The sequence below is a fragment of the Sphingomonas sp. GW821-FHT09E03 genome (genome assembly GCF_059416225.1).
The window spans coordinates 356,383-373,207 of record NZ_JBWKOS010000003.1 but is presented as its reverse complement, the minus strand read 5'-3'; the positions used below and the strand labels follow the sequence as shown (position 1 = coordinate 373,207).

The 16,825-nt window shown below is 67.5% G+C and carries 11 protein-coding genes; 8 read left to right on the top strand and 3 right to left on the bottom strand.

Annotated elements, in window-relative coordinates; all coding sequences use genetic code 11:
• Positions 1-48 precede the first annotated feature (48 nt).
• On the top strand, positions 49-720 hold the full coding sequence (locus tag AC07M8_RS09535; RefSeq protein WP_495174102.1) for a DUF6445 family protein: 672 nt from the start codon (positions 49-51) through the stop codon (positions 718-720).
• 18 nt (positions 721-738) lie between these two features.
• Here AC07M8_RS09535 and AC07M8_RS09530 read toward each other — a convergent pair whose 3' ends face one another.
• Positions 739-1,761, bottom strand: a complete 1,023-nt coding sequence (locus tag AC07M8_RS09530) for a substrate-binding domain-containing protein (RefSeq protein ID WP_495174101.1) — start codon at positions 1,759-1,761, stop codon at positions 739-741.
• Positions 1,762-2,078: 317 nt separating this feature from the next.
• Between AC07M8_RS09530 and AC07M8_RS09525 the strand changes: the two genes are divergently transcribed.
• From AC07M8_RS09525 to AC07M8_RS09500, 6 genes are all read left to right on the top strand, one after another.
• Positions 2,079-4,916 (top strand): TonB-dependent receptor, encoded by a 2,838-nt coding sequence (locus AC07M8_RS09525; RefSeq protein ID WP_495174100.1) that lies wholly within the window; start codon positions 2,079-2,081, stop codon positions 4,914-4,916.
• 72 nt (positions 4,917-4,988) lie between these two features.
• Positions 4,989-6,500: a tryptophan halogenase family protein gene (locus tag AC07M8_RS09520; protein ID WP_495174099.1), complete on the top strand. Its 1,512-nt coding sequence runs from the start codon at positions 4,989-4,991 to the stop codon at positions 6,498-6,500.
• Positions 6,497-8,296 (top strand): alpha-amylase family glycosyl hydrolase, encoded by a 1,800-nt coding sequence (locus AC07M8_RS09515; protein ID WP_495174098.1) that lies wholly within the window; start codon positions 6,497-6,499, stop codon positions 8,294-8,296. Before AC07M8_RS09520 ends, AC07M8_RS09515 begins: the two co-directional genes overlap by 4 nt.
• Complete coding sequence (locus AC07M8_RS09510) at positions 8,293-9,915, top strand: alpha-amylase family glycosyl hydrolase (protein WP_495174097.1); 1,623 nt, start codon at positions 8,293-8,295, stop codon at positions 9,913-9,915. The genes AC07M8_RS09515 and AC07M8_RS09510 overlap by 4 nt, the downstream gene beginning before the upstream one ends.
• The gene (locus AC07M8_RS09505) at positions 9,912-11,414 is read left to right on the top strand and encodes a tryptophan halogenase family protein (RefSeq protein ID WP_495174096.1); all 1,503 of its coding nucleotides are present in this window, start codon (positions 9,912-9,914) and stop codon (positions 11,412-11,414) included. Before AC07M8_RS09510 ends, AC07M8_RS09505 begins: the two co-directional genes overlap by 4 nt.
• Positions 11,411-13,891 carry a glycoside hydrolase family 31 protein gene (locus AC07M8_RS09500; protein WP_495174095.1) on the top strand — a complete coding sequence of 827 codons (2,481 nt, stop codon included), beginning with the start codon at positions 11,411-11,413 and terminating at the stop codon, positions 13,889-13,891. The genes AC07M8_RS09505 and AC07M8_RS09500 overlap by 4 nt, the downstream gene beginning before the upstream one ends.
• A 108-nt stretch (positions 13,892-13,999) precedes the next feature.
• Here AC07M8_RS09500 and AC07M8_RS09495 read toward each other — a convergent pair whose 3' ends face one another.
• Entirely contained in the window at positions 14,000-14,503 is a 504-nt protein-coding gene (locus AC07M8_RS09495; protein WP_495174094.1) for an SRPBCC domain-containing protein, read from the bottom strand.
• A gap of 114 nt (positions 14,504-14,617) precedes the next feature.
• On the bottom strand, positions 14,618-15,193 hold the full coding sequence (locus AC07M8_RS09490; RefSeq protein ID WP_495174093.1) for an SRPBCC family protein: 576 nt from the start codon (positions 15,191-15,193) through the stop codon (positions 14,618-14,620).
• A gap of 458 nt (positions 15,194-15,651) precedes the next feature.
• On the opposite strand from AC07M8_RS09490, the gene AC07M8_RS09485 reads away from it, so the two are divergent.
• A complete protein-coding gene (locus AC07M8_RS09485; RefSeq protein ID WP_495174092.1) occupies positions 15,652-16,779 on the top strand; it encodes a zinc-dependent alcohol dehydrogenase family protein in 1,128 nt (375 codons plus the stop codon).
• Positions 16,780-16,825 lie beyond the last annotated feature (46 nt).

Here is a 16,825-nt window from a genome sequence, read left to right as displayed (position 1 = left end):
GCCGCGGCGGCTTGCGCGCGCGCGCGGGCTTGAGGCACAAGCGCGCCCATGGCCGCACCCATCCTCCACCGCCAAGGCAATGAGCAGCGCCCGCTGATCGTGCTCGACGACTTCTGGCCCGATCCCGAGGCGTTGCGCGAGGATGCGGCGAGCCTGAAGATGGGCGAGATCGGGCCGCATTATCCCGGCGTACGGGCAGAAGTGCCGGCGCGGCTCGCCGAGACCATGCGCCGCCGCGTCGCGCCGCTGCTCGCTACCCACTTCGGGCTCGATCCCGCGCCCGCGGTGTCTGAGGCCTATTATTCACTGGTGACGACACCCCCGGCGCAGCTCGCGCCGATCCAGCGACTGCCGCATTTCGACGGCGTCGAGCCGCGCCGTATCGCGTTGCTGCTGTTCTTGGGCCATGGCGAGCAGGGCGGAACCGCTTTCTATCGCCAGCGCGGCACCGGCTATGAAAGCGTCGATGCGGCGCGACTTGCGTCGTTCAAGGAGACTCTCGACGCCGGCGTGCGGCTCCATGGCATGCCCGCGCCCTCCTACATTGCGGGTGACACGCCGCTGTACGAGCAGGTCGCGATCCAGCCGGCACGGTTCAATCGAGCGTTGGTCTATGCCGGCAATACGCTGCATTGCGCCTATCTGCCGCCGGCGGTGACCTTGAGCACGGATCCGCTCGGCGGGCGGCTGACGCTCAATCTCTTTTTGTTCGACGACTAGGCCGCTGTCTGGCGCGGCTTAACCGCCGCTGCTGGCGCGGATGACCAGACAGGTGGGCAACGGCGCGACTTCGGCTGTCTCGCCGCGCAGCTGCGCGAGCAGGGTCCGAACCAGCGCCTCGCCGGCTTTCCGTGCGTCCTGAGTCACGGTCGACAGCGGCGGCGCGGTCAATTGCGCCGAGGGAATATCGTCGAAGCCGACGATCGCGACCTCGCCGGGCACGCTGCGGCCGAGCGCGGCGAGCCCGCGCATCGCGCCGATCGCGATGCTGTCGCTGGCGGCGAAGATCGCATCATAGGCGACCCCGCGGCCCGCAAGCTCGGCGATCGCGTCCTGTCCCGCCTCCTCCGTGGTGATCGCGTCGGCCTGCAACCGTGGATCGGCGGCGATGCCCGCCGCGGCGAGCGCGTCCAGATAGCCGCGGTACCGGTCCTCGAGTTCGGGGTAGCGGCTGTCGGCAGCGCCGAGGAAGGCGATCGCGCTGCGCCCTTGCGCGATCAGATGCGCGGTGGCCTGCGCGCCGCCGCCGCGGTTATCGGAGCCGACCGTGATCCCGACAGGGCCGGTGCCGACCGCCCCCCAGCGCACCACATGGGTGCCCTGTTCGGTGAGATGATCGAGCCGCGCCCGATAGGCCTCGTAATCGCCATAGCCGAGCAGGATGATGCCGTCGGCCTTGCGGCTGTCCTGATAATCGACGTGCCAATCGCCCGAGAGCTGCTGGAACGAGATCAGCAGGTCATAGCCGGCGCGCGCGCAGGCGTGGGTGATCGAGCCCAGCATCGACAGGAAGAAGGGGTTGATCGTCGAATCGTCCTCGGCCGGCTCCTCGAAGAACAGCAGCGCGAGGGTGTTGGCGGCCTGGCTGCGCAACGAGGAGGCATGCTTGTCGACCGCATAATGCAGGCTGCGCGCGATCTGCTCGATTCGCTGGCGGGTCTGCGCATTGACTGATTTCACCCCGCGCAGCGCGCGCGATACCGTCGGCTGCGACACGCCGGCGAGTTGCGCGATGTCGAACGAGGTGGGTCTCTTGCTCATCGCCAAGGTCGATAACGGACAAGGCGGGCGAGGGGGAGAAGGCGCCCGATCTGCATTCTGCCGTGAATACGTATGCCCGCACCTTTTGCAACGGACCATGCCCAAATATAGCCGATCCAGGCCAATCGACACGCGTCAACGATGTCGAATGAACCGAACACGCTGGGTTGAGGATGTGCGGGCCACGGGTCCGCCGAAGGGGAAAAATGATCATGGTGGCAACGAACCGCGCGGACGCGACGTCCGGCGCAACCGTCGGCGCATCGACTCGTGGCCGATTGGCCTTGCGAGCCAGCGCGATCGCATTGTCCGCGGCGATGATGATCCCGGGCCAGGCGGCGTTCGCGCAGGTGGCGGCGCCGACCACGCCCAACGCCGACCCTACTGCCGCCGCACAGGTCGATGCGCCCACCCAGGCCGTCCAGCCGACGCCGCAGCCCGACGATGCGGCCCCCGCGACCGCGCAGGACGTTGCCGGCGGTCCCGACATCGTCGTCACCGGCATTCGCGCCGGCCTCGAATCCTCGGCCAAGATCAAGCGCCAGTCGGTGCTGATCGTCGACTCGGTCTCCGCCGAGGACGTCGGCAAGCTCCCCGACGTGTCGATCGCCGACTCGCTGGCCCGCCTGCCGGGCGTCACCGCGCAGCGCCTCGAGGGTCGCGACCAGCGCCTGTCGATCCGCGGCCTCGGCCCCGATTTCTCGACCACGTTGCTCAACGGCCGCGAGCAGGTCACCGTCGGTGACAATCGCGGCGTCGAGTATGACCAGTATCCGTCCGAATTCTTCAAGACGGTCAACGTCTACAAGTCGGCCGATGCCTCGCTGATCGCCGCCGGCATCGCCGGCACCGTCGACCTGCGCATGCTGCGCCCGCTCGACCAGGCTGGGCGCATCCTCGCGGTCAGCGCCCGCGGCGAGATGAACGGCATCGACAAGCTCAACCCGGACGGCTCGCGCTACGGTTATCGCGCCTCGGCGACCTATGTCGACAAGTTCGCCAACGATACCCTCGGTATCGCGATCGGCGCCTCGGCGACCGACGCACCGTCGCAGGACGAGCGCTACAACGCCTGGGGCTATAACGGCACCGGCACCGCCGCCGACCCCTATGTCGTCACCGGCGCCAAGCCCTATGTCCAGTCCAACTCGCTCAAGCGCTACGGCGGAGTGGCGACGATCGAATGGCAGCCGTCGGAAAACTTCCACTCGACCTTTGATGCGCTCTATTCGCACTTCGAGGAAATCCAGCGGCTGCGCGGCATTGAGTTCCCGCTCGCCGGCAATGTCGGCACGGCGAACACGGCGATCGGCAGCGTCAACGATGGCTATGCCGACGACATCACCTTTTCCAACGTCCATGCCATCCAGCGCAACGACTATAACCGCCGCAAGGCGGAGAATTACTCGCTCGGCTGGAACAACGATCTCAAGCTGACCGACAAGATCCACCTCAACGTCGATGCGAGCTGGAGCCACGCGACCCGCACCGACTTCACGCTCGAGACCTATACCGGCACCGGCTATCAGGCGACCGGCCCGGGCGACACCGTGCATCTGACCCAGAATTCGAACGGCACCTACAAGATCGTGCCGACGCTCGATTACACCAATACCGACATCTTCAAGCTCACCGATCCGCAGGGCTGGGGCTATAACGGCACCCAGGCCGTGGTGCAGGCCGGCTTCCTCGGCAACCCGAACTTCAAGGACGACATGAAGTCGCTCCGTGCCAGCCTCAACGGCGAGTTCGACAACAGCATCGTCAAGAGCTGGGAAGTGGGCGGCAACTACAGCCGCCGCGAGAAGACCAGCGCCTACAAATCCTACTTCCTGTGCCCCACCGGAGCCGGCGTGGATTGCACCGTGGCGAGCGGCACCAACACCTCGGCCGCCGTGCCGGCCGAAGCGATGATCGGCACGATCCCGCTCGATTATCTCGGCGTGCCCGCGGTGCTCGCGCTCAACCCGCTGTACCTCTACAACAACAGCCTCGACAGCTATTACGACAACCGCCCGGACTCGCTGGTCCGCGACAACACCGTCACCGAGAACGTGTTCACCGGCTATGCCAAGATCACGCTGGATGGCGAGCTCGGCGGCAAGGCGCTAAAGGGATCGCTCGGCGCGCAGGTGGTGCATAGCGAGCAGAGCTCGGACGGCCAGATTGCCAGCGTCGTCGGCGGCGTGGTGACGATCGCGCCGGCGACGCAGAAGGTGAACTACACCAACTTCCTGCCCTCGGCGACGATGTCGGTCGAGCTGATCCCGCTGGGCTTCGTCAAGATGGGCGCGTCGCAGACCATGGTCCGGCCGCGGCTCGACCAGGAGCGGGTCACCCAGGCGGTCGGCATCAACGTCGCCAACATCCAGGCCGGCAACCAGAATGCCGGGCTCAACCCGGTCTTCACCTCCACCGGCGGCAATGTCGCGCTGAAGCCCTATCAGTCGACCAACATCGATCTGTCGTTCGAGAAGTATTTCGAAGGCGGCGGCTATGTCGCGCTGTCGGGCTATTTCAAGCATCTCACCGACTTCGTCGATCCGAACAACAGCTATGCCTATGACTTCAGCTCGCTGCTCGGCGCGCTGACGCCAGCCCAGCAGGCGATCGTGATCGCCAACGGGTTGCAGACCGGCGTGGTCAGCGCACCGGCCAACACCGGGCGCGGCTCGGTGATCGGCGTCGAGGGTACCTTCTCGCTGCCGTTCCGGACGCTGACCACCAAGCTCGACGGTTTTGGCGTGTTCGTGTCGGGCAATTACACCGACTCAGAGATCAAATACGCCAACAATGCGCTCGATGCGATCACCTTGCCCGGTTTGTCCAAGGTCACCGGCAGCGGCACGCTCTACTTCGAGAAGCACGGCTTCCAGGCACGGGTGAACTATCGCTACCGTTCATCCTTCCTTGCCGAAGTCGCCGGCATCTCGTCGACGCCGACCTATCGCACCGCCAAGGCGGAGGCGATCCTCGATGCGCAGATCGGTTACGACTTCCAGGGCGGGTTCCTGAAGGGGCTGGGTATCCTTGCCCAGGCCAAGAACCTCACCGATCGTCCGTTCGTAACGTATCAGAATGGCGACCCGCGGCAGGTGATCGATTACCAGCGCTATGGCCGTGATTATTACCTCGGCATTACCTACAAGTTCTGACGGCGGATGCGGGGCGACGGTGTCGCCCCGCCAGTCCGGTGCCTGTTTGATCGCGGAGCGGGGACGCGGACGATGACCAGTGACAATCCGATCCGCATCGTCATCGCCGGCGGCGGCACCGCCGGCTGGATGACCGCGGCGACCTTTGCCCGCTTCCTCGAGGTCGGGTTCGAGATCGACCTGATCGAATCCGAGGAGATCGGCACGGTCGGTGTCGGCGAGGCGACGATCCCGCAGATCCGGCTGTTCAACGACGCGCTGGGGCTCGACGAGGATGCGTTCCTCCGCGCCACCCAGGGCACCTACAAGCTCGGCATCGAATTCGTCGACTGGCTGCGCCCGGACACGCGCTACATGCACGCGTTCGGCGCGGTCGGCCGCGATGTCGGCCTGCTGCCGTTCCACCATTACTGGCTGCGCGCCAAGACGCTGGGGCTGGCTGGAGACCTTGCCGCTTATTCGCTCAACAACCAGGCGGCGCTGGCGGAGCGGATGCAGCGCGGGCCGGCGCGGACCGCGCGGGTGCTGCCCGACATGCCGTCTGCCTTCCACTTCGACGCGGGCCTCTATGCGCGGCACCTGCGCCGTTACAGCGAGACGCGGGGCATCAACCGTATCGAGGGCCGGATCACCCGCGTCGAGCAGGACGAAACGGGCGATGTGTCGGCGCTGGTGCTGGAGGATGGCACGTCGCTCAGCGCCGATCTCTACATCGACTGCACGGGGTTTCGCGGCCTGCTGATCGAGCAGGCGCTCAACACCGGCTATGAGGATTGGACGCACTGGCTGCCCTGCGATCGCGCGCTCGCGGTGCCGTCGGCCCGCAGCGCGGCGTTCACGCCCTATACCCGCTCCACCGCCAAGGCAGCGGGCTGGCAGTGGCGCATCCCGCTCCAGCATCGCACCGGCAACGGCCTGGTCTATTCCTCCGCGCATCTGAGCGACGACGAAGCGACCGCGATCCTGCTCGACGGGCTCGATGGCGAGGCGCTGGCCGCGCCGCGCGCGATCCCGTTCCGCACCGGCAAGCGCCGGAAGATGTGGAACCGCAACGTCGTCGCGATCGGCCTTGCCGGAGGCTTCCTCGAGCCGCTCGAATCGACCAGCATTCACCTCATCCAGTCCGCCATTTCGCGGCTGCTGAAGCTGCTGCCGGGTCGCACCATCGCCGAGGCCGACCGCGTCGAGTTCAACCGGCAGAGCGATTACGAATATGAGCGCATCCGCGACTTCATCATCCTCCATTACCACGCCAACGAGCGGCCCGAGCCATTCTGGCAGGCGTGCCGCACGATGGACGTGCCCGAGACGCTCGGCGCCAAGATCGCGCTGTGGCGCGGCAACGGCCATATCACCCGCGAGCACGAGGAATTGTTCACCGAGGTCGGCTGGCTGCAGGTGTTCGCCGGCCAGGGCATGATGCCGGCGGGCTATCATCCGCTCGCCGATGCCATTCCCGCGCCCGATCTCGGCGAGTTCCTCGGCATGATCGACCAGTTGAACGCCCGCGAGGTCGCGCAAATGCCCAGCCACGCCGAGTTCATCGCGCGCCACTGCGCCGCGCCGCAGCCGGTGATGGCATGAGCATCGCCGCCGCGCTGCTGCTCGCGCTGGCTGCGCCCGCCACGGTGCCGCTTGCCGACGTCCGCGCCCGTGCGCCCGAGGACGAGATCATCTATTTCGTCCTGCCGGACCGGTTCGACAACGGCGATCCCTCCAACGACCGCGGCGGCCTTGCCGGCGATCGGCTGACCACCGGCTTCGATCCCACCGCCAAGGGCTTCTATCATGGCGGCGACCTCAAGGGGCTGATCGGCCGGCTGGATTATATCCAGGCGCTCGGGGCCACCGCGCTCTGGGTCGGGCCGATCCTCAAGAACAAGCCCGTGCAGGGCGGCAAGGGGCATGAGAGCGCCGGCTATCACGGCTATTGGATCACCGACTTCACCACCGTCGATCCCCATTTCGGCACCGAGGCCGAGTTCAAGGCGCTGGTCGATGCGGCGCATGCGCGCGGCATGAAGGTCTATATGGACATCATCGCCAACCACACCGCCGACGTGATCCAATATCGCGAATGCATCGGCGCGCCGTGTGGCTACCGCAGCAAGGCGGATTATCCCTACACGCGCCGCGGCGGGGCTGCCGGCGCCGCGATCAACCCGGGATTCGCGGGCGATGCGGTGGCGACCCCGGAGAATTTCGCGCAGCTGGTTGATCCACGCTATGCCTATACGCCGTTCGTGCCGGCGGCCGAAGCGCAGGTGAAGGTGCCGGCCTGGCTCAACGATCCGCGTTACTATCACAACCGCGGCAACTCGACCTTCGCCGGTGAATCGGCGCGCTACGGCGACTTTGCCGGGCTCGACGATTTGATGACCGAGGACCCGCGCGTCGTCGACGGCTTCATCGCGATCTACGGCAGCTGGATCGACCGCTTCGGCATTGACGGCTACCGGATCGACACCGCGCGCCACGTGAACCCTGAATTCTGGCAACGCTTCGTCCCCGCGATGCAGGCGCGCGCCGCTGCGCGCGGCATTCCGCATTTCCACATCTTCGGCGAGGTTTATTCGGAAGCGATCGACCCCGGCTACACCGCGCAATATACCCGTCGCGACAAGCTGCCGGCGGTGCTCGATTTCTCGTTCCAGGCGGCCGCGCGCGCGCTGCTGTCCGGCAAGGCGGGAACCGACGTCTTCGCCAAATGGGTCGATGGCGACGTTTTGTACGAGGGCGGCGAGGCCGGCGCGCGGCAGTTGCCGACCTTCCTGGGCAATCACGACATGGGGCGGATCGGCTATATGCTCGACCAGGCCTGGCCGCACGCGACCGAGGCCGAGCGGCTCCAGCGGCTGACGCTCGCCCACGTCCTGCTGCTCGCCGCCCGCGGCGTGCCGACGATCTATTCGGGCGACGAACAGGGCTTCACCGGCCATGGCGGCGACCAGGATTCGCGCGAAGACCTGTTCGCGAGCCAGGTGGCAAGCTACAACGACAACCGGCTGATCGGCACCACGACCACCACCGCGACCGCGCATTTCGGCCAGGACAATCCGATCTTCCGCTCGATCGCGATGCTCGCCCGGCTGCGCCGCGACCATGAGCAGCTCCGCCACGGCCGCACGCTGGTGCGCTTTGCCGGCGACACGCCGGGGCTGCTCGCCTTTACCCGCGGCGACGACGATGGCCATGAGATACTGGTCGCGATCAACACCGGCTCCACCACCATCACCCAGAATGTCGAAGTCGGTGCCCGATCGGCGCGGTTTGCTGCGCTGGCCGGGGCCTGCCCCGCCACGGTTACTGCGCCGGGCACCGCCCGCATCACCCTCCGGCCGCTCGACTATGCCGTCTGCGCTGCCCTGCCGAGCGAATGAAACCCATGACCGCTTCCCATGCCGTTGCCGCGACCCCCTGGTGGAAGGGCGCGGTCATCTACCAGATCTACCCGCGTAGCTTTGCCGACTCGAACGGCGATGGCATCGGCGATCTCAACGGCATCACGGCGCATCTCGATCACGTCGCCTCACTGGCTGCCGATGCGATCTGGCTGTCGCCCTTCTTCACCTCGCCGATGACCGATTTCGGCTATGACGTCGCCGATTATCGCGATGTCGATCCGATCTTCGGCTCGCTCGCCGATTTCGATGCGCTGATCGCACGCGCGCATGCGCTCGGGCTGCGCGTCATCATCGACCAGGTCTATTCGCACACCTCCGACCAGCATGAGTGGTTTCGCGCCAGCCGCGCCAGCCGCACTAACGACAAGGCGGACTGGTACGTCTGGGCGGATGCCAAGGCCGATGGCAGCCCGCCGTCCAACTGGCAGTCGGTGTTCGGCGGCCCGGCCTGGACCTGGGATGCGCGCCGCCAGCAATATTATCTGCACAATTTCCTCAAGGACCAGCCGCAGCTCAACGGCCACAATCCCGCGGTTCAGGACGCCCTGCTGGCGACGGCACGCTTCTGGCTCGATCGCGGCGTCGACGGCTTTCGCCTGGATGCGATCAACTTCGCGATGCACAATCCCGGCCTGACCGATAACCCCCCGGCGCCCGCGACCAACCGTGCCCGCACCCGGCCGTTCGATTTCCAGCTCAAGCTTCACAACCAGGGGCATGCGGACATCCCGCTGTTCCTCGAACGCCTGCGGGCGCTGCTCGACGACCATGGCGGCTGCTTCACCGTCGCCGAGGTGGGGGGCGACGAGAGCGATCGCGAGATGAAGCTGTTCACCGCCGGAGAGACGCGGCTCAACAGCGCCTACAGCTTTGCCTTCCTGTACGCCGAGCGGCTGACCCCCGAGATGATCGTCGATGCGGTCGCGGCGTGGCCGGATACGCCGGGGCTGGGCTGGCCGAGCTGGGCGTTCGAGAACCACGATGCGCCCCGGGCGCTGTCCCGCTGGGCGTCGCCCGACCAGGCGGATGCGTTCGCGCGGATGAAGATGCTGCTGCTGCTCAGCCTGCGCGGCAACATCTTCCTTTACCAGGGCGAGGAACTGGGCCTCACCCAGGTCGACATTCCCTATGCCGATCTGCTCGATCCCGAGGCGATCGCCAACTGGCCGATGACGCTGTCGCGTGACGGCGCGCGGACGCCGATGCCCTGGATCGGCGACGCGCCCGACCTGGGGTTTGGCAGCGGCGCCGCCAAGCCCTGGCTCCCCTTCGGCCCCGATCATCGCGCGCTCGCCGTCGACGTGCAGGAGGCGGACGCGGATTCGCTGCTGCACTGGACGCGCACCGTGATCGCCGCCCGCACGGCGCATCCGGCGTTGCGCCATGGCAGCCTGCAGGTGGTGCACAGCGACGACGCGTTGATCGCATTCGAGCGGGCCGGTGAGGGCGAGCGCCTGCTCTGCGTGGTCAATCTCGGCGCCGCCCCGCGCGACTGGCCGGCGGGGCTGGCGACGGACGGCCTGCCGATCCTCGACACCAATGGCGCAAACACCACCATGCTGCCCGCGTTCGCCGGGCTGGTGCTGCGGCGTTGACCGATATCGTCATCCTCGGCGGCGGCACGGCCGGGTGGATGACGGCGTGCCTGATCGCGCACCGCTGGCCGAGCGCGACCGTGACGCTCGTGGAAAGTCCGGCAATCGGCATCATCGGGGTCGGCGAGGGATCCACCCCGCAGCTGAAAGGCTTCTTCGACACGCTCGGCGTCGCCGAGAGCGCGTGGATGCCGGCGTGCGACGCGACCTACAAGCTCGGCATCGGCTTTGCCGGCTGGTCGGACCGCGCAGGCTATCAAAACTATTTCCACCCGTTCCCGACCGCGCTCGACATCCACACCGCCGCGCGCTTCTTCTACGCCACGCGCGCGCGCCGCACCGGTCGCGATGTCGATGCACACCCCGACCATTTCCTGCTGCCCGCGCGGCTCGCCGCCGATCATCGCGCGCCGCAGCCGGCGCACAGCTTTCCGTTCGAGGTCAGCTACGGCTATCATTTCGACGCGCACAAGATGGGCGCGTTTCTCGCGCGCCATGCGACCGGCACGCTCGGGGTCGTTCACCGCCAGGCCGGCATCACCGCGGTCGCGCGCGGCGCCGATGGCAGCGTCGCATCGCTGGTCGGCGATGACGGCGACCGGATCGACGGCGACGTGTTCGTCGACTGCAGCGGCTTCCGCAGCCTGATCTTCACCGCGCTCGAGGTGCCGTTCGTCAGCTACGGCGAGACGCTGTTCAACGATGCCGCGGTGGTGATGCCCACCCATCGCGCGGCCGGGGCGCCAGTTCCCAGCCAGACGCGGGCGACGGCGCTGTCGGCGGGGTGGGCGTGGGACATCCCGCTCACCAGCCGGACTGGCAACGGCTATGTCTATTCGAGCCGTCATCTATCGGCAGCGCAGGCCGAGGCCGAACTCCGCGCGCACCTCGGTGTCGGCGACTCGGGCGAGGCCCGCCACCTCGCGATGCGGGTCGGGCGGATGCGGGACAGCTGGTCGCACAATGCGCTGGCGGTCGGGCTTGCCCAGGGTTTCCTCGAGCCGCTCGAAGCGACCGCGCTGCATCTCGTCATCGCCACCGTCGAGGCGTTTCTCGACGCGGTCGAGGCGCGCGGGATGACGGCAGAGGCACGCAACGGCTTCAACGCCCGGATCGCCGAGCGCTACGACGGCGTGCGCGACTATATCGTCGCCCATTACCGTCTCAACCAGCGCCACGACGATCCCACCGGTTATTGGGCCGAGGCGCGCGCCGTATCGAGCCTGTCCGACACGCTCAGGGCGCTGATCTCGGCCTGGTTTACCGGTGCCGACATGGCGGCGGCGGTGGAGGCCGCCGGCATCGGCCGCTATTATTCCGCAATCAGCTGGCATTGTCTGATGGCCGGCTATGGCACCTTTCCCGACAGCGGCCGCCTGGTGCCGCCCGGTCCCGACATCGATCGGGTCGACATGGCCGGGATCGACGACTTCCTCACGCGCTGCGCGCTCAACTTCGTCGCGCACGATCGCCACTTGCCGCACAAGGACCGCTCATGAAACGTCTCGCCCTGCTTCTCGCCGCCTCGACGTGCCTGTGCAGCATCCCCGCCGCTTATGCCCAGCAAAGCACCGCGCTCGCGCCGCGCAGCAATGGCGTCGAGTTCCACGCCGGGGCGACGGCGATGCGCGTCACCGCGCTCGCCGACGGGCTGATCCGCGTCCGCGTCGCCAAGGACGGCATCTATCCCGAGGACGCGAGCTGGGCGGTGTCGCCCGCGCAGCGCAAACAGGCGGTCAAGGTCACCGCCACTGCCGACGGCTTCACCACCGCCAGCATCCGTGTCCGTATCGGCGCGACCGGCGGCGTCACCTTCGAGACGCTCGACGGCACGGTGATCTCCGCCGATGCCGCGCCGGCGAAGCTCGACGGCAAGGCCTTCACCATCGCCAAGACGCTGCCGATCTCCGAACACTTCTTCGGCCTCGGCGACAAGACGCAAGGGCTCGATCGCCGCGGGCATGATTTCGTCGACTGGAACACCGACGCGTTCGGCTTCACCAGCGCCGACGATCCGATCTACAAGTCGATCCCCTTCTTTATCGGCACCGGCGGGGCAGGGGGCAGCTACGGCATCCTGCTCGACAACACCTATCGCACCTGGTTCGACTTCGGCCACCGCGACGCCGAGACCCTGTCGTTCGGCGGCCCCGATGGGCCGATCGACTATTATTTCATCGCCGGGCCGTCGGTCGCCGAGGTCACGCGCCGCTATGCGACGCTCACCGGGCGTCCGCCGCTCGCGCCGAAATGGGCGCTGGGGTACCAGCAGTCGCGCTACAGCTACATGTCGGCCGACGAGGTCCGCGGCATCGCCGCCCGGCTGCGCAGCGACCGCATCCCGACCGACGTGATCTGGCTCGACATCGATTATCAGGATCGCAACCGGCCGTTCACCACCAACCCCAAGACCTTTCCGGATCTTCCCAAGCTGGTCGATGACATGGGGAAGGACGGCATCAAGCTGGTCGCGATCACCGATCTGCATATCGCGGCGGTGGACAAGGACTATGCGCCCTATCAGAGCGGCCTCAAGCGCGACGCTTTTGTCAAGAACCCGGACGGCACCACCTATGTCGCGCCGGTCTGGCCAGGGCCGTCGGTGTTCCCCGAATTCACCCAGACCAACGGCCGTGACTGGTGGGGCACGTTGTTCAAGGGCTTCGTCGACGCCGGGGTTGCCGGCTTCTGGAACGACATGAACGAGCCCGCGATCTTCAACACGCCGACCAAGACGATGCCGCTCGACACTCGCCACCGCATCGGCAGCGACGATTTCGCGGCCCGCGTCGCGGATCATCGCGAGATCCACAACGTCTACGGCATGCAGAATACCCGCGCGACGTTCGACGGGCTGCGCACGCTGCGCCCGAACGAGCGGCCGTTCGTCATGACCCGGGCGAGCTACGCCGGCGGCCAGCGCTATGCCGTCACCTGGACCGGCGACAACAGCGCGACCTGGGATCACCTCAAGCTCTCGGTCCACCAGATCATCAACCTCGGCCTGTCGGGCTTTGCCTATAGCGCCGCCGACGTCAGCGGCTTCGCCGGCGGGCCAAGTGCCGACCTGCTCACCCGCTGGTTCGAGATCGGCGCCTTCACGCCGGTGTTCCGCGATCATTCCGCCAATGGCACGCCCCGCGTCGAGCCATGGGTGGACGGTCCCGAGCATCTCGCGATCCGCCGCCGCTTCGTCGAGGAGCGCTACCGGCTGATGCCCTATTTCTACGCGCTCGCAGACCAGAACAGCCGCACCGGCGATCCGATCATGCGGCCGGTGTTCTACGATTATCCATCGGCGCTCAATGCCTCGTGTGACCAGTCGATGGCCTTCACCCTCGGCAAGAGCCTGCTGATCGCGCCGCCGCCGAGTCCGGAATCGCCGCGCGTCTACGACGTGTGCCTACCCGCCGGCGGCTGGTACGATTACTGGACCGGCATGCCCGCGGGCACGCCCGAGCCGGCGGCCGAGGGGCCGATCCAGTCGGCGACGCAGGCGGTGCCGACCGCGCACAGCCGCGGCGACCGCGTCACCGAGACGCCGCGGCTCGATCGCCTGCCGATCTTCGTTCGCGCCGGCACCATCCTGCCGCGCCAGCCGCTGGTCCAGAGCACCGCAGAGACGCCCACCGGCCCGCTGCGGCTCGACATCTACCCGGGCGCGGATTGCCAGGGCACGCTCTACGAGGACGACGGCAAGAGCCTCGCTTATACCCGCCGCGGCTATCTGCGTCAGACCGTACGCTGCTCGGCAACGCCGCAGGGGCTGATGATCGAGTTCGACAAGCGCGAAGGCGACTTCCGGCCCTGGTGGCAGACCATCGCCATCACGGTGCACGGCTGGACGGGCGGCAAGACCGTCACCGTCAACCGCAAGGCGTTGGCCGCCGAGATCGATCCTGCGGCGCTGACCGTCGCCTTCACCGTCGATGCGCGCAGCGCCCATGCGTCACGCATCATGGTCGGCACCGACTAGTGACCGATGGAACGATCCCGTCGGCCCACCACGCGCTCGTCGCCCTTGAACGCTGTTGCCGCCGATACGGCCACCGACAGCGTTATGCGCAACGGCGGCCTAAACCCGCTATCCCGCCATGCCTGACAGAAGTTTGTCGAGCTGCTCGAGCTGTTCCGGCAGCGCGAGTGCCGATCCCTGCAAGGCTTGCTCGAGCGCCTCGTTCGAAGGGTAGATCTCGTGGAACGTCACCGCAGTCCCGTCATCCTGGTCCTCGAAGGTCACTGTGGTGACTGCACCGTCGTCGGCCTCGTCGTTGGTCCAGACGATACGCTGATCCGGCGTGACCGCGAGATACTTGCCGTGGAAGGTCATGAGGGCTGAACCGCCGGTGCCGAACCCCAGCCGGTAGGTGCCGCCGGTACGAACGTCCATTTCACACGACACGAGCGCCACGCCCGACGCCGATTCCGGCATCCACCAGCGCCGAAACAGCTCGGGCTGGCTCCATGCTGCGTAGACGGTGCTCCGTGGTGCCTCGAACAGGCGCGTGATCACCAGTTCGCGATCCCCGCTGCGCTCAACCGCGCTGCGGTTCTGCTCGCCACCTGTGCTGCTGCCTTGCTGATCCATCGCCGTGCTCCCGACCAACCCATCACCGATCAGCCGGGATACTCACACAACAAACCGTCTCATGCCACCGTTCAGGCGCGGCGCGGCGCGGCACCAGCGAACGGTGCGTCATGCTCAGCCGTGTGCCACCCGCGCGGCGGCGATCAGGCCGACCAGCCAATCCTGGTGGCCGTTGATCATCGGGTTGGGGTTCGCCTGGGCGAGCTCCTTGGCGGGCCGACCGTTCTGCGTCTCCTGGGTCAGAATCTGGACGCGACCACCCGACAGATCCTCGATCAGCCAGGCATGGTGAACGTCAAGCCCGATCCGCGCCCGCGCCGGACCAGCCAGCCAGGCAACGCGCGCCGCCTGGCCGGTGACCGGCGCGACATGCTCGACGACCTGCGCCTCGACCGGGAAACCGAAGGTCGAGAAGAAGAAGCGTACGTCCGGCTCGAGTTCGGGACCCTTGCCGTCATGGAAGCGGACGTCGGCCGCATTGGGATAATAGGTCGGCCAACGCGTCGGGATGGTGAGGAACGGCCAAATCCGGGCGGCGGTAAGCCCGGCGACGATCATCGATCCGAGCTCGGCATCGTCACCGCGGGCCGAGGACCCGCGGCTGGCGGCGACGCCGTTCCTGGAGGAGCCGCTCGAACTGATCGCGCCGGCAGGCGAGACGGTGAGCGACTGGCGCGGCCTGGAACGCATCGGCTTTATCGATCACCCCGATGGCCAGGCGATGGCGACACGGCTGCTGTCGCGGCGGTTCGACGGCAACCCGGGCGTGCGCCGCCTGCCGATCCACGGCTTCAGCAATCAGGTGAGCCTGATCCTCGAGCCGGTCGCGCGTGGGTTGGGCTCCACCATGTGCCGCGCTATGCACGGCAGGCGTTCGGCCGGGCATCGGAGCTCCAGCTGGTCGCCGGCGTCGCGGTGGTCGACACCTTGTGGCTGATCCACTGATCGGAGTGGCCGCTATCGGCGCGGGCCGGGAATGTCCTGAGCCACCTGCGCGATACGATCGGCGGAACCGGCTGAACGGCCGTCTCCCGTCACGGCCACGGACGATCACACCCCCTCGCGGCAGCGCCAACATCCGCTATCGTAGCACCTCGCAACAGCGATCGTCATGCAAGGCGACACCCTGATTGCTGGGAGGATGACACATGAAGATTAAGGCCGCGGTGTTGCGGACCGTGAAGGCGGCGCTGCCCTACGCGGCCAGCCGGCCGCTGGTCATCGAGGAACTGGAGCTGGCGCCGCCGGGGCGCGGCGAGGTGCTGGTCAGGATCATGGCGGCCGGGCTGTGCCATTCCGACCTGTCGGTGGTGAACGGCGACCGGCCCCGCCCGCTGCCGATGGCGCTGGGCCATGAGGCGGCGGGGATCGTCGAGGCGCTGGGCGAGGGCGTCGACGATCTCGGCATCGGCGATCATGTCGTCATGGTGTTCATGCCTAGTTGTGGGCATTGCGCGCCATGTTCCGGCGGGCGGCCGGCGCTGTGCGAGCCGGGTGGCGCCGCGAACGCGAGGGGCGAGCTGTTGTCCGGCGGCCTGCGGCTCACCGATGCCAAGGGCATGCCCGTCCATCATCACCTCGGATGTTCGGCCTTTGCCGATCATGCGGTCGTGTCCCGCCGTTCGCTGGTGAAGGTCGATCCTGATCTGCCGCTGGCGGAAGCGGCCTTGTTCGGGTGCGCGGTGCTGACCGGGGTGGGCGCGGTCGTCAACACCGCGCAGGTCCAGGCCGGGCAGAGCGTCGTCGTGGTCGGCCTTGGCGGGGTCGGCCTGTCGTCCGTTCTCGGCGCGGTCGCCGCCGGCGCTGCCCAGGTCATCGCGGTGGATCTGGCGCCGCAGAAGCTCGATCATGCGCGGCGGATGGGCGCCACGGCCGTCTTGGACGCCAACGCGCCCGACGTGGTCGACCAGGTCAGGGCGCTGACCGGCGGCGGGGCGGATGTCGTGCTGGAGATGGCGGGCTCCGTTCGCGCGCTGGACAGTGCGGTGCGGATGACGCGGCGCGGCGGGACCACGGTGACCGCCGGTTTGCCGCCGCCCGGGGCAACGCTGACCGTCAACGTGGTCGGCCTCGTCGCGGAGGAGCGCACGCTCAAGGGCAGCTATATCGGCACCTGCGTGCCCGTGCGCGACGTGCCGCGCTATGTCGCGCTCTACCGGGCGGGTCGCTTGCCGGTGGATCGGCTGTTGACCGGTCAACTCGCGCTCGTGGACATCAACCTGGGCTTCGACCGCCTCCATGCGGGCGAGGCGGTGCGACAGCTCATCACTTTCTGACCAGCGCGGCCGGCCCAGGTCGCTGATCAGACTGCTGCCCGGGCAA